13 protein-coding genes and 1 pseudogene are annotated in these 25,946 nt (G+C 56.3%); 4 read left to right on the top strand and 10 right to left on the bottom strand.

Annotation, left to right across the window (positions count from 1 at the left end):
- Positions 1-375: 375 nt before the first annotated feature.
- From EJA05_RS03720 to zorA1, 9 genes and pseudogenes are all read right to left on the bottom strand, one after another.
- Positions 376-2,346, bottom strand: a complete 1,971-nt coding sequence (locus EJA05_RS03720; protein ID WP_125857370.1) for a DUF262 domain-containing protein — start codon at positions 2,344-2,346, stop codon at positions 376-378.
- A 28-nt stretch (positions 2,347-2,374) separates the two neighbouring features.
- Entirely contained in the window at positions 2,375-4,024 is a 1,650-nt protein-coding gene (locus tag EJA05_RS28330; RefSeq protein WP_223811887.1) for a restriction endonuclease subunit S, read from the bottom strand.
- The gene (locus tag EJA05_RS03705; protein WP_125857368.1) at positions 4,021-5,505 is read right to left on the bottom strand and encodes a type I restriction-modification system subunit M; all 1,485 of its coding nucleotides are present in this window, start codon (positions 5,503-5,505) and stop codon (positions 4,021-4,023) included. Before EJA05_RS03705 ends, EJA05_RS28330 begins: the two co-directional genes overlap by 4 nt.
- 2 nt (positions 5,506-5,507) lie before the next feature.
- A pseudogene (locus EJA05_RS28700) lies at positions 5,508-5,900 on the bottom strand (HNH endonuclease); the annotation flags it as partial.
- A 444-nt stretch (positions 5,901-6,344) separates the two neighbouring features.
- Positions 6,345-8,717 (bottom strand): EcoAI/FtnUII family type I restriction enzme subunit R, encoded by a 2,373-nt coding sequence (gene hsdR / locus EJA05_RS03695; RefSeq protein WP_125857366.1) that lies wholly within the window; start codon positions 8,715-8,717, stop codon positions 6,345-6,347.
- An 800-nt stretch (positions 8,718-9,517) separates the two neighbouring features.
- Complete coding sequence (gene zorD / locus EJA05_RS03690; RefSeq protein WP_125857364.1) at positions 9,518-12,766, bottom strand: type I Zorya anti-phage system protein ZorD; 3,249 nt, start codon at positions 12,764-12,766, stop codon at positions 9,518-9,520.
- Positions 12,766-14,394 (bottom strand): type I Zorya anti-phage system protein ZorC, encoded by a 1,629-nt coding sequence (gene zorC / locus EJA05_RS03685; protein ID WP_125857362.1) that lies wholly within the window; start codon positions 14,392-14,394, stop codon positions 12,766-12,768. The genes zorD and zorC overlap by 1 nt, the downstream gene beginning before the upstream one ends.
- On the bottom strand, positions 14,391-15,134 hold the full coding sequence (zorB1, locus tag EJA05_RS03680; RefSeq protein ID WP_110639689.1) for a type I Zorya anti-phage system protein ZorB1: 744 nt from the start codon (positions 15,132-15,134) through the stop codon (positions 14,391-14,393). The genes zorC and zorB1 overlap by 4 nt, the downstream gene beginning before the upstream one ends.
- 13 nt (positions 15,135-15,147) lie before the next feature.
- Positions 15,148-17,340, bottom strand: a complete 2,193-nt coding sequence (gene zorA1 / locus EJA05_RS03675; RefSeq protein WP_125857360.1) for a type I Zorya anti-phage system protein ZorA1 — start codon at positions 17,338-17,340, stop codon at positions 15,148-15,150.
- A gap of 885 nt (positions 17,341-18,225) precedes the next feature.
- Here zorA1 and EJA05_RS03665 point away from each other — a divergent pair.
- Genes EJA05_RS03665 through EJA05_RS03655 form a run of 3 tightly spaced genes read left to right on the top strand, consistent with a single transcriptional unit; the run spans position 18,226 to position 24,531 of the window.
- On the top strand, positions 18,226-19,932 hold the full coding sequence (locus EJA05_RS03665; RefSeq protein ID WP_125857358.1) for a dynamin family protein: 1,707 nt from the start codon (positions 18,226-18,228) through the stop codon (positions 19,930-19,932).
- Positions 19,933-19,945: 13 nt separating this feature from the next.
- The gene (locus tag EJA05_RS03660; RefSeq protein WP_125857356.1) at positions 19,946-22,189 is read left to right on the top strand and encodes a dynamin family protein; all 2,244 of its coding nucleotides are present in this window, start codon (positions 19,946-19,948) and stop codon (positions 22,187-22,189) included.
- The gene (locus EJA05_RS03655; protein WP_125857354.1) at positions 22,186-24,531 is read left to right on the top strand and encodes a dynamin family protein; all 2,346 of its coding nucleotides are present in this window, start codon (positions 22,186-22,188) and stop codon (positions 24,529-24,531) included. The genes EJA05_RS03660 and EJA05_RS03655 overlap by 4 nt, the downstream gene beginning before the upstream one ends.
- 134 nt (positions 24,532-24,665) lie before the next feature.
- On the opposite strand, the gene EJA05_RS03650 is transcribed toward EJA05_RS03655, so the two are convergent.
- Positions 24,666-24,923, bottom strand: coding sequence for a hypothetical protein (locus tag EJA05_RS03650; RefSeq protein ID WP_125857352.1), 258 nt, complete (start codon positions 24,921-24,923; stop codon positions 24,666-24,668).
- 119 nt (positions 24,924-25,042) lie between these two features.
- Between EJA05_RS03650 and EJA05_RS03645 the strand changes: the two genes are divergently transcribed.
- Positions 25,043-25,918 carry a WYL domain-containing protein gene (locus tag EJA05_RS03645; RefSeq protein ID WP_125857351.1) on the top strand — a complete coding sequence of 292 codons (876 nt, stop codon included), beginning with the start codon at positions 25,043-25,045 and terminating at the stop codon, positions 25,916-25,918.
- The last annotated feature ends 28 nt before the right edge of the window (positions 25,919-25,946 follow it).

The following is a 25,946-nucleotide window of genomic DNA, read 5'->3' as shown; positions in this document are numbered from 1 at the left end:
TTGTCCGCCTCCAACTATAACTATCTTAGCGTGGACATTCTCTTGCTGAGTGAACCTGTTCAAAATCCACTCTTTCAACCTTAATGACATAAGGGCAAAATGCCGTCAGCAAGGAAGACGAAATGCTAAAGAATTGGTGCCGATCGCCATCCGTTTTTTGTGACCAGCAGCTTATCGCGCCTCCAAGACACTACGTGAAGCCCGACAAATATCACAGAAATAGCGAAGATAGCTGCCGTAGTAATCCAGAACCAGGCACTGACGCCATTGGTTTCTGCTGAGAACAGCAACGAAAAATCCGGCCAGAGAAGCGTTAGAAGATCCAACATTTCAAGTCCTCCAAGACGTAACTATAAAAACTCAACGTTGAGGGGATTAGGGTCTAGGCCAGAGGCTCAGGGCATAGGAAAACAGCTTGTCGGAGCGCGACACGATTTGTGCTTCTTCCCAGGCATCGTTCTCACCAAACGCCTGGAAGTGCATATTGAGCATCAGCAGGCTGGTGGTCACGATCTCCTGCCGCTTCATGGCAAAGGGTTCGTTGCTCAGGGCGGAGTTGAAGGCCTGGGTCACCAGTGTGAGGTTGCCGATACTGTGCAGCAGACGACGGCGCCTTTCCTGGTTCTCTGGTGTGTCCTCGGCCAGCGGCCAGTTCGTTTGCCATTTCTGCGGCAACACATGCTCCACGGTCAGGCCATCAGGTAGCACCAGGCTCTCCTGCTTGCTACCGCGCATGGACAGTTCCAGCGCCTCGAGAACCGCACGGACCTTGCTAGTGTTGCGGCCTTGGTAAAGTGCGCGATGGCACCAGTTACGAGCGAAGGCCTCGTCATCCGGCCAGCATTGGCTGTCGCCCTGCAGGGACAGCAGCTTGTCGCGCAGGGTCGCGGCATCGGTCTTCTGCTCGCGCACCATCTCCGCCAGCAAGCGGTTGAGGAAGGTGCGGTTGTAGCTCTTGGTGGTGTAGCCACAGATAAAGCGGCGCACCAAGTAAGACTCCAGATCACCAATGGCCTGCAGGAACTCCGCTGAATCCGGCTTATGGTGCTCCAGTAGATAAAGCACAAGCGGCGTCACCGTGGATACATCCAACAGCTTCAGACGCCGGCAGAACAGATCGAGGCGACTCGCCTGCCCCGGCACTATAAAGGTCTGGAAATACCCCGCCAGGTGCGTGATGCGCGCCAGCTCGCGCTGAGTGTCGCGCGACTCATCCTGCCACCAGTCCTTAAACTCGTTGAATACGTGGGCCACCTTCAGATCCTCGCACTTGCGCATGCCCACGTAGTGGTAAAGCAGCAGGTCCAGTCGCGAGTTCTTCAGGCGGCCCTGCCGCTCCTGCTGCTTCCAGAACTTGGCGCCCTTGCCAGTGCTGGTGTCTACCGTCTCGTCGAAATGCTGCCAGCCCTGGCGATACAGCTCATCTACGTCCTCGCCGTTGCGGGTGGCGTGGAGGAAGATGAAGTTGCGGATCAGGTCACTCGGCAACAGCGGCGCGCCCCGGGCATTGAGGGTTTCGAAGATAATCTGCGGGTCGTCCTCGTCCTCCAGCTCCAGTGACATGATCTGGAAGCCTTCGCGCAGGGTGACCAGCAGCGCATGGGCGCGCTCAACCTGCAGCGGTAGGTCGGCGCCAGGCAGTTTCAGATAGATATCCGCGTCGATGGAGCGAATCACCGAATGGGCCACAGTGCGCTCTTCATCTGCAGCCGCGTCCGGCAACACGTCATCGTAGCGCAGGCCGCGCAGGTAGCAGGCCAGCATGGCGTGGAAGAACAGATAGGCGCGCACCATGGCCGGACGCTCCTGATACTGCCGACCGACCTTGGCCGGGAAGCGCTCGCAGATCTTTTCGGCGCTGCCCAGCTCGGCCAGTGCCTGCATCACATCGCGACCGACATTGGTCGGGAGTACCTTGAGGGTATCGCTGGCAAGGCGGTAGCGGCCGATATTCTGCGTTAGCGGCTTGAGGTCATAGATCAGCGCTTCGTCCTTCAGCGGCGCGACTAGGTCGCGAAACGCCAGCAACAGAATCTGCAGGGTGGTGATACGCTGCTGGCCGTCGATCACATCGCGGTTGCCCACAGCATCACTGCTGCCGCCCTTGAGGCTCCCGATCACCACGGTGCCGAGGAAGTGCCGACGTAGCGGCCTGAGCCGGCCAGCTCCGACCATGGCTGCATCGGCCTGATGCTGGACGATAGCCTCCAGGCGATCAACGAAGTCTTCCCACAGTGGCTGCACCTGCTCGTTCAGCGTCCACACGTAACCGCGCTGGAACAAGGGGATCAGGTACTGCGCGCGCTCGGTAAACAGGTCGGTGACGGCTTTCTTGTCGGGACGCATAGGATGTCCTTATCGTGGTCTTGATAAATCAGGCCACGGCCTGCTCGACCAGCGCACTGGCCAGATGCTCGTGCACCTGCCGGGCCTGGTTAAGACGGGCTTTGAGTTGGTCGCAGAGGGCCATCAGTTGATCTACTTTGGCGACGATACGGTATTGTTCGGCTAGAGGGGGTAGCGGAAAAGCGCATGCTCGAAGCTGAGCCATGTTGATCGACGCGAGGTTCGTTGTCTGCTTTGACGATCCTGCGAAATACTCTCTAGCTGTAGCTGAGTTCAGATAAATTTCGGCCCAGCGCGGTTCCCACTCCGTTGTCACTGCTCTGGCTCGGAACACATGATTTTGGTGTAAGCACTCCGAAATTTCTCCACGCCAAATAGCAGTGCGTCCGACCTTGTCCCAATCACCACCTTCGGTAATAAGCAAATCACCATTCGACAGGAGATATTTTTCGAGCTCATCCTCTGGAATTTCCACCTCTTTGATCTGATCAAGGACAAGGTGCCCCCTCTGGACATTCGCGACACGAAGATATGGCTTGATTACCAGCTTTCGCCCTGCAAGTTTACGTCCGAGCGTGACGCCACCAGTCACATATAAAACTGAATCTAGAGTCTTCCACTCCCAGCCATTCGGGACGCTATAAGGGAGCACTGACAGTGTATCGACAGCTAGCTCTTTTTGTTTTCTTGCTTTGGTTTCAATCAATACGCGTTGTTTCGCGACGTCAATCCGCTTACACAACTCCCGCGCCGGCTCATCACCAGGATCTTGCGGCACCAGCTTGCCCATCACCGCCAGTTGCAGCAGAGTTTGCGTTAGGGCGTCGATGCTGGATTCGGTGATGAACAGGGTGTGGAAGTGCTCGGCCAGGCGCTGCCAGCTTTGCGCAAAGTCCCCGGCATCGCGGGACTGAGTCAGGCTGTTCAGCAGCGCCTGCACCAGTTGGGCATGGGCACTATCGGCATCGCCTTGCCGGGCTTCCAGCCGGTCGCACAGGGCCATCAGCTCATCGACTTTGGCGACAATGCGCGACTGTTCGGCCTTGGGAGGCAGCGCAAAGAAAGCATCATTCAAAACCTTGAAGTGCCGCGCATACCCTCTGGCTTCTAGCTTTAAACCAACCAGATGCCACCAGAAGAACTTCTCATTTAGCAAAACTGGTCTGAGAATTTTGACGCCATCAGCCCCAGCAACAAAATCAAAGTCAACGTATTTTCGCTCCGTCGTGTGGTCACCAAACACAACAACTGGGCCGGGGAGTCGAATCAATAGGGACTCGTCGTCGGTGTAGCCAGCAACAAACCGTTTCCCTTGGTCGACGACAGGAAATATTCCTTTCTCACTAATTTGGGAGGACAGCAGCTTATTACCGCTGACCGATACCAAGTAATAGACCTCTGGAAGTCTTACACACGCCCAGGTATCTGGCAGATCGTATGGTATTTCTTCCTCAGTAATCGCTGCCAGCAGCTTTTGCTTATTGATCTTCCCCTCAGCGACCAACCGCGCCTTTTCCTCGGCAATCCGCTTTAGCAGCTCACTGGCCGGCTCATCACTCGGATCTTGCGGCACCAGCTTGCCGCGCACCGCCAGCTCCAGAATCAGTTCGCGCAGCTTTTTGATGCCATTGGGCGCGCCGGCCAGCAGCGGCAGGTTGTCAGTCAGTACTGCGCTCATACTTCACGCTCCGCCGCCTGTGCGGCAAAGGCCTCGGCCAGCACGGCCTTGAGCTGGTCGCGCAGTACGCCAATCTCGCCTTGCAGCGCGGCATAGTCACGCAGCAGTTCGTCCGGGTCGTGGCTAATCTGCTCGCCGACGTGAGGGTTCTTGCAGTCGAGGTTCCAGTTGCGGTTTTGCAACTCGTCAAAGCTGACTTTCCAGGCGAACTCGTTCTCCTGGCGTGCGACAAAGCCATCGGCCTCGCTGCCCCACCAGGCTTCTTCGACGGCGAACTCCTCGACGCGCATAGGTCTGGTCTTGGTGTAGCTTTTGTAACCGGCCGGGTACTGGTGCTCGTAGAACCATACGTCCTTGGTCGGTGTGCCCTTGGTGAAGAACAGCAGGTTGGTCTTAATGCTGGTGTAAGGGTTGAACACGCCGTTGGGCAGGCGGACGATGGTGTGCAGGTTGCATTCTGTGAGCAGCTTTTCCTTGATGCGGCTCTTGATGCCTTCACCAAAGAGGAAGCCGTCGGGCAGAACCACGGCGGCGCGGCCGCCGTCCTTGAGCAGGTGCATGATCAGCACCAGGAACAGGTCGGCGGTTTCGCGGGTACGGAAAGTAGTCGGGAAGTTGGTTTCGATGCCGTCTTCTTCCATGCCGCCGAACGGCGGGTTGGCGACGATGCAGTCGACCCGCTCTGCTGGGCCCCAACTGATCAGCGGGCGCCCCAGGGTGTTGTCATGCTTGATCTGGTTAGGCACCTCAATGCCGTGCAGGATCATGTTGGTGGTGGCCAGCAGGTGCGGCAGCGGTTTTTTCTCCACGCCGAAGATGCTCGCCTGCAGGATGCGCTCGTCTTCGGCGGTTTGCACATAACGCTTGCGCTTGTGCTCGATGCTGCAGGTGAGGAAGCCGCCAGTGCCGCAGGCCGGGTCCAAGACCTTTTCGTCCAGCTTGGGGTCGACCATGCGCACCATGAATTCGGTGACTGGGCGCGGGGTGTAGAACTCACCAGCATTGCCGGCGTTCTGCAGGTCGCGCAGCAGTTGCTCATACATGTCGCCAAAGGCGTGGCGCTCCTGCGCCTTGTTGAAGTCCACCCCTTCCTGAATCTTGTTGATGACCTGGCGGATCAACTGGCCAGACTTCATGTAGTTGTAGGCATCCTCGAACACGCCACGCACCACATAGGTGGCCGGCGTGGTGCTGTATTCGTGGAGGTTCTGCAGCTGCGGGAACAGGTTGTTGTCGATGAAATCCTTCAGTGCATCACCGGTGATGCCCTCCGGGTTGGCCGCCCAGGTGCGCCAGCGGCAGCTCTCCGGAATCGGCGAGCGGTAGTCGTCATCCAGCAGCTCCCACTCCTGCTCGCGGTCGTCGAAAATTTTCAGGAACAATATCCACACAAGCTGGCCGATACGCTGCGCATCACCGTCGACTCCGACGTCTTTGCGCATGATGTCCTGGATGGATTTAATGGTGCTGCTGATGGACATGCTTACTTCCTGAAAAGGTGTTCACGGTGCCAGGCCAGATAACCGCGATGCTGCGGCTTGATCTGGCGCAAGCGCAGACAAGGGGTGATGTTGAGCGCACGGGCGCTGTCGGGGTCGAGATCCTCGCCGAGGAGAATCTGCCCCTGATCATCAAAGCTGATCAGGCCACGGTCGAAGGCCAGATCAAGATTGGGGGTGAGCAACAGCCCATTGAACGGATCAAGCCGTTCGGTCGGGCTGGCAGCATGCCAGGGTTTTATATGCGAGGCCCGCAACAACTCCGGTACGCAGCAGTCAGTAATCGCACAGCCGCCCCAGTAGGCAAGCAGGTCGTCGCGGTAGCCGCTCTGGCCGATGCGCGCTTTCATCAGCGCATCGCGTTCGGTGTCGGTGAGGTTGGGTTCGTTTAGAAATTCCTCTGTTGAGACCGAAGATTTAGCAGCCGCGGACTGGAGGGCAGAAACAGAGGATGTATAACCGAGTAGATCAAGCAGTTGATGAAGATCGGCCTCTGTAGCGATATCCAATGCAATTGCTAGTTTACTGTCAGAGCCAGCTACGGCGGGATAACCCGTCATGTTGGTGTTTCGATACCCGGTATTTGGTAACGAAGGGGAAAGTGCCTTGATGTAGTCCCATTTACCTGCGGTGACATGTTCTGGATGAATGAGGAAGGGCTGCTTGGCAACAGAAGCACCCGTTTTGCTCATTTTGACGAATACACGACCGTTAAAATCAGGATGCTCATACCCGTTAGCATGTTGATTTTTGACGGTCTGAACAAAGCCCTTACGGATGAGCGCAGCTGCGATTTCAAATGAATTAAGTTTGGGCATCGGTTATCCGTAGAGCTGTCGCTCAAGCTCCTGAATGGCCTGCTGATAGCCCGGTTTGCCGCCAAAGGCCTTGACCAGCTCAATCGGCGCACCGATCTGGCTGAATGGAGCCAGCTGAAGGATCTTGATGTCTTCGATGTGCTCGACGCCGGTGTCGGCGTATTTGTCGAGCAGGGCTTCCAGTACCTGGCGGGCGGCGCCGGAGTATTTGGCGAAGTAGTTGCGCTTTTTCACCTGCTCGGCGCGCTCCTTGCGGGTGAGCGGCGGCTGGTCGAAGGCGATATGGCAGATCAGGTCGAACGGATCGAGCGGCTGGCCGCGCTTGGCTGAGACTTCGTCGTCCAGCGCTTCCCACATCACACCTTGAGCGGCCAGCTCATCGATGATGACCTTCTTCTGTTCGGCATCGCTCCAGTGGCGCAGGAAGTCATCCAGCGAGGCAAACTGTTTCTTAACGCAGGTACGTGTGTAGTCGCGTAGCGATTCGGTGATCAGCTTGCCGTCCGGGCCATAGTACTGCACGCGCTCTGCAATGACTTGCACAGCGACGTTGTTGATCACGTATTTGACGCGCTTCTTGCCGCCATCGTCGTCAGCGCCGCCAGTGGTTTCGTCACCTTCGGTTGCCCCAGCACCACCGTCGGTCACGTCACCCTCTTCGCCCTCGGTTTCTTCCGGCGGCACTGGTGAGGAGTCGCCCTCGGGGTTGTAGATCACCACCGGCTCACCGTCGAAGGCCGGGTCGGCAAACAGTTCGGTGGCTTTCTTGAAGTCCATGATGGTGAACCAGTACTTGCCGTAATCCTCGTTGATACGGGTGCCACGACCGATGATTTGCTTGAACTCGGTCATGGATTTGATGTGCTGGTCGAGCACCACCAGTTTGCAGGTCTGGGCATCAACGCCGGTGGTCATGAGTTTGCTGGTGGTGGCGATCACCGGGTAGCGCGACTCGGGGTTGATGAAGTTGTCCAGCTCAGCCTTGCCTTCCTTGTCGTCGCCGGTAATGCGCATCACGTATTTGCGGTTTTCCTCAACGCGCTTGGGGTTGAGGTTGACCAGGGCCTGGCGCATGCGCTCGGCGTGGTCAATGTCGTCGCAGAAGATGATGGTTTTCTGGAAGGGGTCGGTGGCGGTCAGGTATTCGGTCACCTTGCGGGCGACCAACTGGGTGCGCGCTTCGATCACCAGGTCGCGGTCCATGTCCTTGAGGTCATAGACGCGATCTTCGATCAGCTCACCGTTCTTGTCGCGCGTGCCCTTGGGCGGGCGCCAGCCTTGCAGGTCTTTGTCGAAGTCGATGCGCACCACTTTGTACGGGGCGAGGAAGCCATCTTCGATGCCTTGCTTGAGGGTGTAGCTGTACACCGGCTCACCGAAGTAGGTGATGCTGGAAACCTCTTTGGTCTCCTTCGGCGTAGCGGTTAGGCCGATGTGGGTGGCACCGGAGAAGTAGTCGAGAATCTCGCGCCAGGCCGAGTCTTCGGAGGCGCTGCCTCGGTGGCATTCGTCGATCACCACGAGGTCGAAGAAGTCGCGGGAAAACTGCTTGTAGACATTCTTCTCTTCTTCGTTGCCGGTCACGGCCTGATAGAGCGACAGGTAAATTTCGTAGGACTTTTCGATCTGCCGTTTGGCAATCTTGGTCATCGCCTGGCCGAAGGGCTTGAAGTCGTTGTTCTTGGTCTGGTCGACGAGGATGTTGCGGTCGGCGAGGAAGAGGATGCGTTTCTTCTGCCCGGACTTCCACAAGCGCCAGATGATCTGGAAGGCCGTGTAGGTCTTGCCGGTGCCGGTGGCCATGACCAACAGGATGCGATCCTGCCCACGCGCCACGGCCTCAACGGTGCGGTTGATGGCATTCATCTGGTAGTAGCGCGGCATGCGCCCGGAGCCGTCGTCGTAATACGGGGCTTCGGCTTTCTGCTGGCTTTCGCCACTCAGGCCCTTCCACTGGCAGTAGCGCTGCCACAACTCCTCGGGGCTGGGGAACTGCTCCAGGCTCAGCTCGGTTTCCTTCTGCGCGCCGGTGCCACTGCGATCATGGAAAAGAAAACCGTCACCGTTGCTGGAGAACACGAACGGCACATCCAGCGCCTCGGCATAACCGAGCGCCTGCTGCATGCCGGCGCCGAGGGAGTGCTTATTGTCCTTGGCTTCGATAACCGCCAGCGGCAGGTTGGCCTGGTGATACAGGATGTAGTCTGCGCGGCGCGATTCGCCCCGGCTGTGCAGCTTGCCACGGACGATGATGCGGCCCTTGGTAAAGCTGACTTCCTCACGGACCTGCTTGTGCAAATCCCAGCCCGCTGCGGTGATGGCCGGCGTGATGTATTTGCTGCAGATGTCGCGCTCAGTCAGTGAATTCTTGTCCATGTATCCGTCCCGTTGAACTGAATTGACCTCGCATATCTGGTTGGCGAGGCGATTATTGGGACGGCGTAAAAGTGTACGCTAGAACCCTTGATTACGTCCCTGATGGCTCTTTGACCTAACTGTGTGCGAACGACGTCACAATATCTATCCAGCCAGCATGGGTAAAGCTCGCGCCCTATCAACACGCGGCTTTTTTGCACAGAGGTAAAACCAGTATTCCACTCAAGCTACTCGCGCGGCGTTGTGACGCCAGCGCATGGCGAAATGCACATTCCCCCGTGCGATTGGATCACGCCGCTGGATCACCCCAATCTTCCGTCTGTCCTGAAGCTGCCGGAGGCTGCCCACGGTGAGAAAGCAAAGGCAGTTGGGCCCACAGAACAGCGGATGCGAGTAATCCAATAGGCTATCGATGCCGCCGTCACGAAGAATGCGATGCTGAGTCCGAGGCGGATAGCTCTTCGCTCAACCTACTCGGCATCATGGACACCACAGCTGCTTCGACGTATGCGACCTACGATGCGAACTTCAGCGCACCGTAGGCCATTGAGCTGCCGGCGCCAAGACTGGACAAGCTCACAGGTAAACAATCCAGGCAGGCCTCGCTGGCGATACTGCGTTAGAAACCCCTCAGGCGGCTGAAAGCTCCGCAATTGCCAATGCAGTAATGAACAACCTGCACCCATAATTGACACATAGCTAAGTAACCCCGCATAGGGAGGCAGGCATTAACAGTGTGTCGAGGCTGGCCGTCACCGTTCTAATTCGATTGTGATTTTGATTAATTAAAGGCTTAGCCTTCACCGCGCCCCCAGCAATCCCTCAAAATCCGAAGCCTGAAGCTCCGAAGCCCCACTCAACATATCCCGCGCCAACGCCCGTCGCTTACTCAAAAGTTCATCCAGCGTCGCCTCAAACGTCGGCATCGCTGCATCTCGAACCGTCGGATAGTACACATACACATCCTTCTGCTGCCCAATCCGATAGGCCCGATCGGTCGCCTGATCTTCCTTGGCCGGGTTCCAGCAGCGCGTGAAGTGAATGACGTGGTTGGCGGCCTGCACGTTCACCCCGAATCCGACGGCGATGGTGGACAGGATGATGACGGCGAAACCTGGCAGCTCCTGGAATTGATCGATCAGCCTCTGCCGGCTATTGGCGCTCTGACTGCTGGTACTGGTATCACCATTGATGACCGTCGCCCGAAACCCGAAATGCTGCTGAATCGCGTGCTGCAGTTCCCGCTGAATATCTCGCAACTCGGTAAAGAGGATGACCTTGTCGCCGTTGCCAGCCCTTTTGATCGACTCGAGCGTCTGCATCAACCACTGCAGCTTCGGCGAGTTGTCGCGCAACCGCGTGTCTGGCTGAACGCTGTAAGGATGAGCACAAATCAGCTTGAGCTTGTGCAGCAAGCCCAGCATGCCGGAGGTCTTCTGATCGAGCTGCTCTTCGATCTGCTGCTTCTGGCTGTATGCGGAAATTTCGGACAGATACAGGTTACGCTGCAGGGTATGCATGCCAAGTGAACGGCATGCTGCGTCTTCGATTTTGGCCGGCAGGTCCTTCGCGATGTCCTGCTTGGTCCGCCGCAAAGTCTGCGGTTCGATAAGCCCACGCAGGCGTTCCAGCGCATCCGTATCACGCTCCAGTGCGGCTTCGATGGGGCGCTGATAGTCGCGACCGAACTGGTTCAAGCCGCCCAGAAATCCTGGCTGAATGAAGTCGAACAGACACCAGAGATCGATCAAGGTATTTTCGACTGGTGTACCAGTACACGCCACTCGGAAGCGTGCAGGGATAGCTTTGATCGCTTGAGTCACCAGTGCCGCCGGGTTCTTCAGCTTCTGAGCTTCGTCACACACGACGATGGACCATTGCTGGCGCGCTAGGGAAAATTCCTGATCGCGCAGTGTCTCGTAAGTCGTCAGGACGATTCGGGCATCGCCCATCCAACCTGGACGCAGCAGGTTCTTGATGCCTTTGGCTTTCAAGTCCGCTGGGATTTCATCTTTCTTGAACTTCACTGCACTCAAGGCTGAGCCGTACAGCTTCAATACAGGCAGCGCGTCAGCAAAGAAGAAACGGTGAAGCTCTCGCTCCCAGTTATCGAGCAACGAAACCGGAGCGACGATCAGTGTTGGCTGATCGTTTGGGTACTGTTCCAAGTACCAGGCCAGGAAGGTGAGCAACTGGATCGTTTTCCCAAGCCCCATGTCATCAGCGAGCAAGCAACCCGATACGTCCGTGGGGGACAAGCGGAACAAATGCTGCAACCACGCCACGCCTTGCAGCTGATGGTCACGCAGAACGACCTCAGGCTTGAGCAAACCAGGCAACTCTGGCGTTGCATCCAAAGCGGCGCGTAACGCTGCTTGACGTACCTGTACGTAAGTCGGCTCGTCAATGTTGTGGCCGATTTGTAGTACGGCGCGGCCAACTTTCTCCCGTTGCTCAACTTGGCCGGCCTCGACAGGTGCAATCTTCTTCGACCAGGCATCTAACAGTTGTTCTGCTGCGGCAATCGAGAGTGGTGTTTCGGACTCTGGCAAACAGACCGTGTCATCACCGGCAGCGCGTGCTTCATCCAGCCGCTGCCCAAACGCTTCAAATTGAGTACGATCGGAAGGATCCCACCGACCCAGGATTTCTGCGTCGATGCCCAGCGCTGCCACATCTTTCGGCAACCAGTTCTCGGTCGCCTCTTTGACCAGGAAAGGCGAAGTAATTCTTTCCGCCTCACCAATGCCTGTCACACGGTCGCCGTAGAGAGAAAGGTCCAGGACCGATTCAAACTCGATTCCGGCCGCTTCGTTTTGCCAACGCTTGAGCAGGTCATTGATGCCTGCCAACTGGCGCAAATCAAAATCGCTGAGTTCCAGCTCATAGCCCTGCCAGAAGCCTGCAGGCATGCCGGCGGCCAACTTCAGGTGCAGTTCATGCACAAGCGGCGCGAATTCATGGGCCGCTTTGAACTCAATTTCGATAGGCGCCTGCGGGGTTGGAGAAATCGGCTCGAGCGTCAGTGTTACCTGCTCAATACGCTGGCCCGCTTCATCCAGTTTGGGTTCCAGATGGAAGCGATGAAAGAAAATACCGGCCTCCGCGAGCTCGTCTTCATAGGCTTCGGCATCCAGCACGTGTGCGGCACTTTCGCCGAGTGAGCTGTAAGGGTTACGGACGAATGAAAGGGCATCGTCACCAGCAACCCGACGCCCGGGTAACGAACGCACGTAGTCCAGTACCGATTTGACTTCAGGCTCAATCAGAACATGAGTCAGCGAGCCATCGTCACCCGTTATCCGGTACCGATCCTGAACCTGCTTGGCACCGTCAAAGCTCTCAAGCCAGTTGGCCGGCTGGCCATCAAAGCTCGGTTGCAACTCGATAACTGGTGTGTCGCCAAGCGTCGACTTTCGTGGGTTGAGCCGCAGTTTCTCGGGTTTGATAACGACGGTCTTATCCAAGAAGCCATCCATACCAGCGCCAGCCTTGCGCGCCAGCTTTCTGATGCTGGCCCAGCCGATCTGGTTGGTTACTTCACCGGGCTCATTTTGTTGTGCCAGATAAAGCTGTCGTACAGCACCAGTCAGTTTCCAGGACGCCTCAGGCAGCATTTCTGTGGCTCCCTGATGTTGAACGATGGCCCCCATTCGCTGCACCTGCACATTGGCATTGGACTGCGGATCACGCCAACCACTGATGGAGACCTTGAAATCGTCGGAGGCAAGGCTGCCCTGGCTGCTCAATTGAGGGATGAGGGCTGTCTGCGGCGGCAACCCCAATAGTGGCAGGCTTGTTTCGTGCTCTGGCTCATCCAGCAGCCGGTAGAGCTCATCCCACGTCAAGAGCCAGCGATCGCTCAACTGGGAGACGAACTCCTCTTCTTCCAGCTGATCAAGATAACTCGCCAGCGACCAGGACTCCGTGCTCTCCGCCAAGCTCAGGGGATAACAGATGCCCTGCTCTTCAATGGAAAAAACCGGCTCAGTATTTTCTGCTGTCGAGTTCGGCTGCAGGCCGATGCCTTTGAGAAAACGCTTGAGCATTACTGTCTCCAGAACCGGAGTGACTGGTTATTGACGGGCCTGAAGCCCAGGCGCTGCAGTGCAGTTACTGCCGCCAGGTCATGATCATCAAGCTGGACCTGAAATGCACCGCCGCGTTCGCGCTGATCATAGACCTTGTGTTTGACCGACTTTAGAGCGTCACGGACCTGGTCTTCAAAAGGTAACGGCTTGGCTGAACCTGCCGCTGCGGCCTGACTCTGTACACGAATGCCCCATTGCTCAAGGGCATAATCGAATTTGCTGAGCCAACCCTCTATGCGGTCCGGGCGGCTGGGTGCAGGTGAATGCCGCATTCGATCCAGTGCACGATTAGGCTGCTTCAGCTCGCTCGCCAATTCGAGCTGCATCTTGTCTGGGTTGAAAGGCGACTTGTCTGCTTGATACACATAGCAGGCATTACCCGTACCGGAGAATTCCACGAAAAAGTAGTTTCCGATCTGCATGATGACGGCATTGTTATGGCCGGGCCCGCCTACCAGTCGGCTGAGGCGCCCCTTGTTCTTCTCTCGGAAGTGGACGAAGTCTCGCCCGCTGTCATGCCAGGCATCCGAACCCATGACAATCCGGGTGTAACTCATCTGGTTGGCAAAACGCAGCCAATAATGCAGCCGAGATTGATCGACTTCTGCCTCCCCTTTGAGCAGGTTGAAGAAGTGCTCTAGATCCTCCTTCGCAAACCACGCCACAACCATCGCACAGACATCTTTATCGACATACTGCAGCCAGCTGTTTTGTCTGGAGCGGATCTGCGGACTACCCCAATTGTCGAGCGCGAGCTGTTTGAGCAGCGACGATGGCTTCTCCCGATAAGCCGCCAAGTGGTAGCGCGACAGGCATGCACTCAGAATGTCGTTCATGTACCGCGGGTGCTGCCGGCCGATGTCGACCAGGTCGGCCAAGCGCTGAGAAAACTCGGCGTCATCCAGCATGAAAATGCGAGAAATCAGCACGGTAAAAATCCTGCGCCACAGCCAGCTGCTGTCGGGGATCTGCGCAATCGTCTGCAGGGCAGAAAGGTCGCTGATCTCGCCCTTGAACATCTGGTCACCCAGCGTGGCACCTGCCTGCTCGGAAAAAAGCTCCTGATGCTGCTGAACGATCTGCACCCATTCCTTCACACGCGTTTGCTGGTCTCTGACACATTCGAAACCGAGCTGAACATCTTCGCGCAACAGGCACCAATTGGCATTCTGCGCTGGCTTGGCGGCGTCGTAGCCAAAGTAGCTGAAGCAAAGCGCCAACCAATCCCGGCGGCTCAGCCTTCGTCTTTCGATACGCTGATGCACTTCTTCGTGCACCCGGGCGTAAAGCTGATCATCTTCCAGTATCGGCCCCACGCGCTCACTCTTGTCTGAGAGGCCGGCGAACACCAGGCGCCATTCCGAAGCGTTGAGTGGCAGTACATTGCGAAACTTGCTTATCGCAGCGCGGCGCTTTTCTTCGGGTGGCGGTAAGGCCTTTTCAGCGCGCTCGAATCGCTCGTAAAGATCGACTCCCGCAGCAGCCAGACGGGGAAATCGCTCCAACGGTTCTGGAGCCTGCACCGTGCGATGAGCTGACAGGCTTTGGCTAATGGCGGCGGAAAGCCTCGCGATCGAACTTGTCATCGGTTCATCGCCAACTGACATTTTTCCACATCAGTATTAGTGAACACCGGCACATCAGGCTTGAGATTGCCCTCTTTCTCCTTCAAGCCAAAAAACTGCATGCGCAACTCCACTCGCCGGCTTTCTTCCTTGGTGTCCTTTGCATTGTTGAACGACACGCCGCCCGCCAGAAACATCGATCTGATCTGCTGTTGGTGCTCCGGCGACAATCCGACCTGAAGCGGGCTGCGACTATCGAGCAGGCTGCACATCACCCACTCCGAGCGCTGCAATGACAGGTGCAAGTTATAGAGGTAGGAACCGTCGGTGTCGGTCGACCCCTCGATCACGACCTGTTTGAACCACTTGCGCCCCTCTTCACTGTTGGCCGCGTCCAGAATCATCGGCACGACCTCCTGAAGTGCCGATTGGCCATCGTTGCTCAGCGCGTACTGGTTGTGCCCAAAGCGACCAGCATCGCCGAAGCTAATCCGGTTGTCCTTGCAGTCCACGACGATGGTCTTGCTGGCAGTCTTCGCCTTGAGGCTCAGGTGCTCGCAAATCTGACTGATGTCCTTGCTACGCTGCTTCTCCCCCTGCTCCGCCTGATTGATACGCTGCGTCACAGAACTCAAAGCCGCCACCATGACCACGAGAAACAGAATCATCATCGCGGTCATCAAATCAGCGAAGGAAATCCAGAAAGGCTTCTCTCCCTCGTCCTTTGAACGGGCAGCCGAAGGCATTTGCTTACCAAACATCGACTAGCCTCCGTTACCGCCTGATACGTTCCATGATGTCGCCGAAATCTTCGAGACTTTCCTTGACCCCTTCCACACCGCCAGCGAGGCTCTTGACTGCTTTATCGAGCTCGGTGTCGAGGCTGCCCAGGGTTTGTCTCAACGCCCGGTCCATGCCTTCACCGAATTCCTTGAAGCCGTTACCCAGCACACCACTAATGTTTTCGAGGTATTCATACACTTCGCGATTGAGCGCCTGCATCCGCTCGCTTTGAACCTTCAGGTCCTGAAGATACTGGCTGCGACCGCTGGCTTCCCCTTGCGCACTGGCAACTACCCCTTCGATGACAGCGAGCGTTTTCGCGAGCGCTTCACGATTGTTCCGGTAGTCCGCGACAACGGTATTCAGCTCTCGCGAAGCCTGTGCAAGTTCAGCCCCTGCGCCCTGGACTGTACCCATCAACCCTGCAGTCGTTTCACTGGCTCGCACAACGCTTTGCCCGGCAGTTTCAAATCGTTCAGCCGCCGCCCGCATCTTGTCCGCACCTAGCTGCATGCTGTGCAGATGCTGCTCTGTCTGGGCGCTCAATGCATTGACAGTGTCCTGGGCAGATTTCTGTTGCTCGGAAACCGTCTGCAGCAATGCCTTGACCTGCTCGTCGAGGCCACCCACCAGATCGCGGGTACCTTGGTGCAGGTCTGCTTGGGCAGCGCGGGTGGATTGATCCATCTGCTGCTGGCCCTGTTCCAATTGCTTGAAGACTGCAGAGAGCTGCTCACCCAGCACCTCAACAGAGCCTGCAATCTTGGCCATGGTTTCCTGTTGGCCTTGGCCGATGCTCTGCTTGATCGACTCGACAAAGGCCTGGAGATTCTCAGCCATTGCCTGTTGGCGAGCCTCGCTTTGAGCGAACAGCTTCTCCAGTTGCTCGGCCATTCGGGCGCCAGCCCCCTCCCCTTCGTTGCCGATACGGGCAACCGAAGCCTGAAGATTGGCGAGCATCTCGTTCATCCCCGCTTGCATGGCGTTTTGTCCGGCCTGCATATCGGCCAGTAGCTGGGCAATCATGGTCGAACTGCTTTGATTCGAGGACTCGCTAGCCGAACGCATGTCCTGGATCAGCGTCGAGAAGCCCTGCTGCATCGACTGCATGGCGGCAACCGACTGGCCCATCAACTCGTGCAGGCCATTGAACTGCTGGCCGAATGTACCTTCCAGCTTGTTCATAAACGCCACCAGAACATCCTGAAGCAGGTTCTGTACCTGCCCGGACTGATCGCCACTGGCGGCCTGCACGGCCCCCGCGATGGCTTCAAGCGGCGACTTGAGGCTATTCTCAATTGCGCCGCTCACCTGGTCGGCCAGCAGCTGCCCAGAGTCACGGTAGGTCGTCGACAAGGTATCTGCCAATTTGAGGCTTTCACGGACCTGGGTATCAACCAGGTTCTGTAGCATTTCCCGTAGATCAGTAACCAGGCTGTCCTTCAGCTGACGGGTTTGCACCGAGCTTTCAGCACTGGAGCGAACCAGCTCAGCCAAGTATTCCTCACCGACTCCACTGTCGAAAAGGCCGTCGATTGTTTCGTTGAGTGCCTCAAGCAGTTTGTAGCATTGTCCCAGGCGCCACTTTTCAGTGAGCGTGACACCGATAGAGGCCATGATTGAAATGAAGGAGCCAAAGAAAGCGAACAACACGTCTTTCAATAGTTTATCGACGCTGGCGTTAACCTGTTCGGGTGTGCTCGGGTCAAAGTGCTGGAGGCCTAGCATCAAGCCGAAGAAGGTTCCGACAATACCGATCCCGGTCAAAATGCCAGGCAGATGTTTATAGAATTCGGTCCCCAGCGGGGTATCAACCACACTTTGCGGTGAAAAGAAGTGTGCAGCTGCTGCGGTGGCTCGCGATCGGCCAATTACCTGTTCGCCTTCCTTGAACTCGTATTGGTCGTGCAGCGTTTCCGCATATTCGCGCCACGAATGCTCCAGATTGGTGCCTTTGAACAGTCGCTCCAGCTCTGATCGCCGATCTGACGGGAGAGCTGTTTTTGCGTTCTCCAAGCTTTTGATCAAACGCTTCAGCTGGGCGCTAAGACCGAAAGATTTGTAGAAATAGTGGAAAAAATAAAAGGTGCACAAAATGGCGACAAACCCAGCAACCATTAAGGGTGCGATCAACTGCTCGGAGCTCGCACCATCCCATAGGTGCCGCAGCGTCGAAAAATCCATACCTTCCGCCTTCAATTGAGCATTTTTTGATGTTCAGCAAGACCGCATTACCCACACGAAAGCGCCAATCACCTATCCCACAGGGGGACAGCGACAGCACCTTGCCGAGCAAGTTTTGGGGCACTAAAAATTCGGAGTGGAATGGGCGTATCACAGCGACCCAAGAACCTTCCGTGGACAAAATGGTAGAGAATAATGTCCTTATGCCAGCACCTTAGCCTGAGCCGCAACCGTCGTAAAGCTCGCAACGACTAATGGACTACTGCCTCGGGAGGTCGAACAGGTACCGTCGTCAATCTCCTCATAAACGACGATGTATTGCCCTCGAGCCACCGCTTGCGCTCCTCGGTCGCAGACATAAACAGAGGCGACTCAGGACCAGGCGGGCGCGGGTCGCAAAGCTCACCTTCGGTGACTTCAAATCTCAACAACAACGAGCCCAGTCAAAAGCTGGCTAAATAAACAGGTAAATCATCCGCTCATATAATCTAGGGAAACTCGTCAAAAAAGCCGCTCTCAGCCCATGTTTCAACTCAAAACAGTGCGTTTTATTGACAGTTTACGAAGAGAAATCAGAGTGCCATCATGCGCCCACTCTGACTCATACAGGACGTGTGAATGCCTATCCCTCCGTGTCCCATGACCTTCCACTGTGATCAATGCAACTGGAGCATGACAGTAGCCCCAGCTAGCGACGCGCTGGGCCCTGGAGACTGGCATCACAGCTGCCCTAAATGTGGCAATCCCAAACTGAAAGTATCTCGGGCCGGCGCCATTGCCAGCCTGCTGGCAAAAGCCGCCCGACATCTGAACATCCGCAAGCATTAAGCGCCTTGCGCTAGCCCTGCTCTTCCGAACAAGCCCAGCACTTAAAGGATTATCACCATGCTCGAAAGCCAGAAAGCCTTTGCCTCGTACTTGAAAAAAATGCAGGGGTTGCTCGAGGGTCAGGCCTTCACCTTCGACCAAACCTTGCTGCCTAAAGTGATGGAGACCGAGCTGGTGGTGCCGGTAATCGGTGCATTCAGCGCGGGCAAAAGCTCACTGTTAAACGCATTGATGGGTCAACAAGTACTGCCCGTTGGTATCGCACCAGAGACCGAGCTGGCAACCGAGCTGCGTTACGCAAGCGAACCTTACTTGCTGGCCATCAAGCCCGACGGCGCTCAGGAGCGCCTGCCCGTCGAAGCGCTGAGCTCGATCAACCGTCGCTCCAGCGAGTTCTCTCACTTGCGCCTTTACCTGGACAGCGATGCCTTGAAAGCCATTGCACCGCTAGTTTTGGTCGACATGCCAGGGTTCGGCTCTTCGCTGGAAAACCACAACAAGGCGATCGCTTACTACCTGCCACGGGGTGTGCACTTCGTCGTGCTGACCAGCATCGAAGACGGCAATATCACCCAGTCAATGCTGCGCAAGCTCGACGAACTGAAAACCTACAACACCGATTTCACCTTCCTGCTCAGCAAATGCAACCTGCGCGCTGCCGATCAGGTGGAGGAAGTGCAGGCGTATGTCGATGACCAGCTGGGTGTGTATTTCGGTGATCACCACCGTAGCCTCACCGTCGGCAACCACGATGGCGAAGCGCTGCAAAATGCGCTGAGTGCCTTGCAGCCTGACGCGCTGTTCTCCCGTCTGTTCATCGATATTCTCAAAGACCAGAACTTCGAGATTCTGGCACAAATAAATCTGGCGCTCAGTCTGTTGAAGAAAGACAAGGCTGAAAGCGAGCAAGCTGCCCGGGCGCTTGAACAAGCCCTGCAAAAATTGCTGGAGCAGCGTAAGGATGTAGAGTCGGACCTCAAGGATCGCTACTCCGGGAAAATGCTCGACCGAAGCCTGCGCAGCCTCGATAACGCCCTGAATAACGCCTTGGAAGAGCTCGTGACGCTGGGTAGCAGCAAAAACCCAGGAGCCATGTCGAACGCGATCTCCGACATCATCCGATGCACCCTAGCCAGCACTATCAAATCTGAAGTGCAGGATATCTCCAGCAATATGGTGGACCGCATTGCCAGCAACTTGAACGCTACCAATGGCCAAATGGCCGTGTTGGACATCAATGGCAACTGGAGCGAAGAGCTGACGGGTAAGGTCAAGGTGTCGCTGGAGCGCACTACCGAACTGCTCAGTGACTGGTCCACGCGACTGAGTGCGCGTGCCGAAGCCGACAAACCCGGAGGGGTCGCGCTTTATCGCAGCCTTTCCACCGTGCTTGCCGTGACCACATCGGTGGTCAACCCGTTGGTCGAGCTGGCGATCATCTTCCTGCCGGAAATCCTAAGGATGCTCAACGGTGGAGGCAATGAGCGCGAGAAGTTCCGCCAGAAACTCACCGGTGAAGTGTTCCCGAATATCAAGGCCGAGCTGCGCGGGAAAATCCCGTCGATCATTGATGAGCAACTCAACGCCATGCTGAAGAAGATTGGAGACGGTTTCGAAGAGCAGATCACTAAACAGAAGCACGTCGTCGACACCATTGCTGAGGAAAACCTGCAGCGCGAAGCCGAGATCGGTCAGAATACCGCAGCCTTGGAGAACCTGGCCAGCACCGTGAAAGCGGCTGCAAACGAACACCTGTACAAGTAAGGCGGACAACCCGATGAACTACCAAAAACTCGTTGAGTTCAGCGAAAGCCTTTATGCACTGGCAGGGAGCAGTCAGGACCTTTTTGGGCGAGAAATCGAGCAGTTCAAGCGCATGAACGCCATCGACGAACCGCAACAGCTTGCCCAGTCCTTTCAAGTATTGCAGGACCAGAATCGGCTGATGAACATTGGTATCGTCGGCCGCGTCAAGGCTGGCAAATCATCCTTGCTCAATGCCCTGATCTTCGACGGTGAGCCGATCCTGCCAAAGGCCGCTACGCCTATGACGGCGGCGCTGACCACGATCACCTGGGGAGAAGTGTTCCACGCCAAGGTCGAGTTCTACAGTGAAGCTGACATAAAGTCGATCAAGTTCAAGTCCGACCAGTACGAACAGCGGCTCGCAACGCGCAAGGATGCCTGCCTCGAAGAACTGGTGAAACGGCGCAGCGCCCAAACGCCGGGCACGCCGATCGACATGCAACAACTGACACAGATGGCAGAGAAACGGGCGCTAACTGAGTTGCAGCGAGAAGAAGGCTTGTTTGCAGCCAACGACCAGTTCAAGCGCATGACGGCCTCCGGCATCAATAGCAAAACGCTACAGTCGCAAAGCGAAATCAGCGCCAGCAACCCAAAGGAGCTGGCGCAGCGGTTGCACGATTACGTCGGAGCCAACGGCACTTACATGCCGTTCACCAAGACGGTGCATGTCTTCATGCCGCTGGAAGAGCTGCGGGATATCTGCATCATCGACACGCCTGGCATGAACGACCCGGTACAGTCACGCGAGGAGCGAACGGTCGAGCTGCTGAAGACGTGCGATGTAGTCTTCATCGTCAGCCCAGCCGGCCAGTTTCTCAATGAGCAAGACCTGGAGGTTATGGGCCGAATCACTAAAAAAGAAGGCATTCAGAAGCTGGTGCTAGTGGCCAGCCAAATTGATACACAGCTCTATGGCAGTGAAAAGCGCGCTCGCCTGAGCGATGCCGTGGAAGCCATTCGCACCCAGCTTTCTGCGCGGGCACAAAGTACCCTGTCGGACATGAAGCAGAGCAGCCCCGAAGTGGGTTCGGTGTTCGACAAACTGATCAGTTCGGTGCACCACAACCTCCTGCACAGCTCGGGCTTGTGCCACAGCCTCAATCGCCGCCTCGACGCACCCGAAAGCTGGGACTCGAATGAGCAGGTGACGTGGGAAAACCTGAGCATCGATTACCCAGATTACTTCTCCCGCGACAATCGGGAACTGACCCTGGGCAGCCTGGAAAGTTTGGCCAATATCCATGCGGTCGAGGCCGTCCTTGCAGAGGTCCGTACTGAAAAAGCCAAGATCACCACTGACATAATCAACAACCGCCTGGCGACCAAGCAGAAGAGCCTTGATGAGTTCAAGCAATACATCATCATGCTTGCAAAAAACCAAGTGTTGCAGATCAAAAGTACTAACGTCGGCGAACTTAACGAGCAACTTGCGTCATTGGAGTCAAAGCGACTGGATCTCGCCTTGGAGCTGGATGGCAGTTTCAAGTTCACCATGGACGACTATCGCCAGAACCTGCGTGAAGGCATGCGTAAGAAGGCTTCCCAACTGCTTCGAGAGACGAAGTTGGCTATCGATGATGCCGAAGGCTCCTACAGCCATACCTATACCGTCGATAATGACGGCGCCTTGGGTTGGCTCGCGCGCAAGCTGGGGGTTGGCGGTACAACGGAAAAAACCGAAGTCCGCGCAAAGATCATCAGCAGCCAGGTTGTATCCACGCTCAAAGACTACATGACTGATGTTCAGGACGAATTGAGCGCCACAGTAAGCCATTCCCACCAAGGCTTGAATGAAGCGCTAGCCAGAGCACTGACGCCGAAAATCCGTGGCGTTCTGGAGCACGATGCCAATCCACAGATGATCAAACTCGCCATCCTGTCCATCATCCAGTCCATTCCAAAAGACGACTTCGACTTGGACATCCCCCTACCTGACGACCTGAAAAGCAAAGGCACCCTCAAGGGATACGAAGCTGAGCAGTTCAAAGATGCCGCAGATGATTTTGTTGGCTCGCTCGGCAGCAAGGTCAAAACAAAGATCAGCTCATTCCTCAAGCAGGTAGAGCGTAATACACCTGGCACGATCTCTGGCACCTTCGTTGATGAAGTACAGCACCGGATCAATGTCCTCAAAGCGCAGGTCGACAATGCCGCCCAAACGATCGATCGGCTTGAACGCATGATACGCAAGGCTGAAGAGGTAACCCTGTGAGCAACCCGCCACACATCAATGAACGGGCGCAACCAGCCGTGGAGTCGCTCGCTCGATTCTGGCAATTCAAACGCAAAAAACTGGCGTTGGAACTTCAAGGCTATCTTGAAGATGCCCAACGCCAGCTAGACACGTTGTTCAGCAGCCATCAGGCGCTGTCCAGGCTATCTGCAAGCCAGAGGGACAGCATTCACGACCTGAATCAGCGCAATGACGCGCTCACTGAAGCGCTACAGGCCGAGACAGGCAAGCTCGTCTCTAGCACCAGGGCGCTCGAGCAGGAAAGCGCCAAGCTACAGAAGGCAATGCTCGCGCTGGCACAAGCCAAGGTCTACACCAAGGAGCTCGAAGAGCGCCAGGCACAAGCACTGGCTACAATCAGCGGCCTGGAGCAAGACCTAGCAGCGCACAAACAACTGCTGGCCGACAAAGAACAGCACATCCTCGACCTTGAGCAAACGCTGGCCGATGTCCGTAAGCAGCTCGAAGCGCTCGAAAGCCTCAAACAATCGTTGACCGCTCAGTGCGCGGAACAGGCAGAACAGATCAGCGCTCTGCAGACACGCAGACAGGCGCTCACTGATGAGCTGCAAGCGAAGACGGCCGAGGCTGAAGATCTGGCACAGCGAGAGGCCCAGGTCGTTGATGAGATCGCCAATCTTGAAAGGCGGCTGGCCGAGCTCAACCGAGAGTTGACGGCCAAAGAGGAAGACTTTGCGGACCTAGAGCGCAGGATGGCCGAGACCCAGAAGCATCTCGAACAGGTGAATGAGGCCAACCTGTCGCTGACCGACCAATGTGCCGGGCAGACCTCACACATCTGCGAGCTTGTGGAGCACAATGCGTCATTGTCGACCCAGTTGCATACTGAACAGGCCAATGTTGCAGAGCTGGAAGAGCGCAGGGGGCAGACCCTTGCGCGAATCAGTGAGCTTGAGACCTATCTGGATGAACACAAAGCCCAACTGTCGGCCCAAGAGCAGAATGTCGAATTGCTGGAGAGCTTCACAGAGGAACTGAAGGCGTCCAAACAGCACCTCGAAAACCACTACGCAGACATTAACCAGCAACACCTGTCGCTCACTGAAAAGTTTTCCCTGGTAAGTAGGGTTCTAGCTCAGCAGCCTCCCGTCAATGAGGAGCTGGACCGATTCGCCGAGCTGATCAACCACGATTACATGGCGTTCGCAGCCCGTGAGTCGTCGCTGGCAGGCGAAGCCCAAGCCGTGCTCGACATGCAGGCGATTCTCGCCGAACTGCGCATGCTGAACAACTTCCCAAGCATTGCGGGCAAAACCATCCTGAGCATTGCGGGAGGCTTCAGCAGCGGCAAGTCTGCGTTCATCAACAGCTTCATCAAAGACTCGAGCGTGCGCCTGGCGACCGGCATCAACCCAGTGACCGTAGTACCCAGCTATGTCGTGTGCTCTGAAGAAACCAAGATCAAAGGCTATTCGTACAACGGCGGCGCCATCGACCTGGAGCCAAGCCTGTATGCATCCATGTCCCACGAATACGTCAAAGCCTTCGGCTTCGATCTTCGCCGCATCCTACCTTTCATCAGCGTCAAGGTGCCCATGGATCCGCAGCTGTTCGGCAACCTGTGCATCATTGATACACCGGGCTACAATCCCGGTACATCGGGTGGTGCCTCAGCTGCTGATCGGAGCACCGCAGCCTCTCTAGTCAATCAGGCAACTGCGCTGGTATGGGTCATCGGCCTTGATCCCGCCGGGACCATCGACCAGTCCGATATTGAGTTCATCGAGTCCACACCCTTCCGTGGAGACGCGTTGTACATCGTGCTGAACAAGGCTGATGTTAAGTCTGAGGACGATATCGAGCAGATCATGGAGCAGGTAGCCGACGACCTTGAGTTCGCGGGTATCGAGTACGCGGGTATGTGCGCCTACTCATCCACTGCGCGCCAAAGAACCTACCCAACCACAGGGCGGACGTTTGAAAAGTTTCTCCGGTCTATTAACCGAAAAGTGGACGTGGTAGGGAAAACGTCCATTAAGCTCGACGCAGTATTCGATGCCTACAAGCGCGCGATCAAAACTGATATTGCGCAATTGAAAGGCCGTAAGAAGGAATTCAACGACTTCAAAATGGACGCGCTGGAAATTGGCGGCACGCCCTTGCATGATCGTATCGAAAGGGCCTTCCCGATATCAGAACAGATGTTTGACATCTCGGGACTTGAGCAGTTAGTAGTTGAATGCGAAGCCCTTCGTCAAAAACTCAAGCAGGCGGCTCAAAATGCCTTGCAAAGCGTTGATGAAGCGCTCAGCAAGGGCGCAGAACCTGAAGAGTTTCTTCGACTTCGGATACGCCGTTAGGTGAGAAAGGCACTGAGCGCAGGGCGCCGGTGCCTTTCATCGATACAACATCATAAGGTAGAACTGACCCGCTTCAAGCGCCTGCCGCAAAATACAGCGGCCAGCTTTGCACGCATAGATCGTTGCTCTCCCCATTACTCCACAACCGGTACCAACCCCTGCAGCAGCTCCACCTTTCGCCGCAACTGCGCAACATGCTCCCGCTCCGCCCGCAACGCAGAGCGCAGCTCACGGTTCTCCATCTCCCAAATCTGCAACCAGCGCAAATCCCGCTGGCAATGCTCCACCTTTTTCCCAAGTTCGCCGAGCTTCAACCCTTGGTGAATCAGCACCAGCAGGATGACCCCCATCGCTACCAATGCACCCGTCGCAACCACTTCCGGAACAGTCATGCTCATATCCTTTGCTGCCCTCGATGTATTCCGAAGACCAGCCAAAGATATGTAATGCAAAATTACATGTCCATAATGTAGACTTATACAGGTAAAGTAATCGCGCACATGGAGAGGGTATGAAACGCAAGCAATCCATCGAGCAGGTACGTTGGGACCTGGCACTTCGCTATCGCCTAATCGAAACCGTTACCTGGTGGGAGGGCCGGCTGACGACGGGCCACCTGATGCAGAGCTTTGGCATCAGCCGCCAGCAGGCGTCGAAGGACATCAATACCTACATCACCGAACATGCGCCCAAAAACTTGACGTATGACAAGCAGATCAAGGGCTATGTACCGAGCGAGCAGTTCGAGCCGCTGTTCATCGACAACAGCGCTAGCGCCTACTTGCACCTGCTGTACCAGAACAATGAGCGCGCCCCGCACATCGACGGGCTGGCACTGGCTTATGCGCACACCCGGGTGCTGGAAGTGCCTGATCGCCCCATTCGACCAGAGGTGCTGCGCCCCTTGCTCAAGGCCTGCCGTGAAGGCCTGCGTCTGGAAACCGAATACGTGTCCTTCAACACGCCCAACGTCGAAGTGCGCCTGATCGCACCGCACACACTGGTGTACACGGGAATGCGCTGGCACGTGCGGGCCTACTGCGAAAAGAACGGCCAGTACCGGGACTTTGTCCTAAGCCGCCTGCGGGGGCAGCCAGACTTGCTGGACGCGTCGCCAAACACCCGCGAGCAGGACGAAGATTGGAATATAGAGGTGCCAATCATCTTCGAGCCTGATTGGCGGTTGAACGCGGCGCAGAAGGCAATTATCGAAACCGACTTCGGAATGACGCAGGGACAATTGGTGGTCTCCAGCCGCCGGGCACTGGTGAAGTATGTGCTGCAGCGGTATCAGATCGACCATCGCAACATGGCAATACTGCCTGAGGCCCAGCAACTGGTGGTGAGCAACCTCCAGGAACTGCAGCCGTGGTTGATGAAGTACTAATACTTAGCTCCTCGCAGCGTCAACCGAA

This window comes from Pseudomonas oryziphila, from assembly GCF_003940825.1.
Taxonomy (GTDB): Bacteria; Pseudomonadota; Gammaproteobacteria; order Pseudomonadales; family Pseudomonadaceae; genus Aquipseudomonas; species Aquipseudomonas sichuanensis.
Note: the sequence above shows the minus strand (reverse complement) of the source record. Positions and strands in the feature narration are given on the sequence as shown.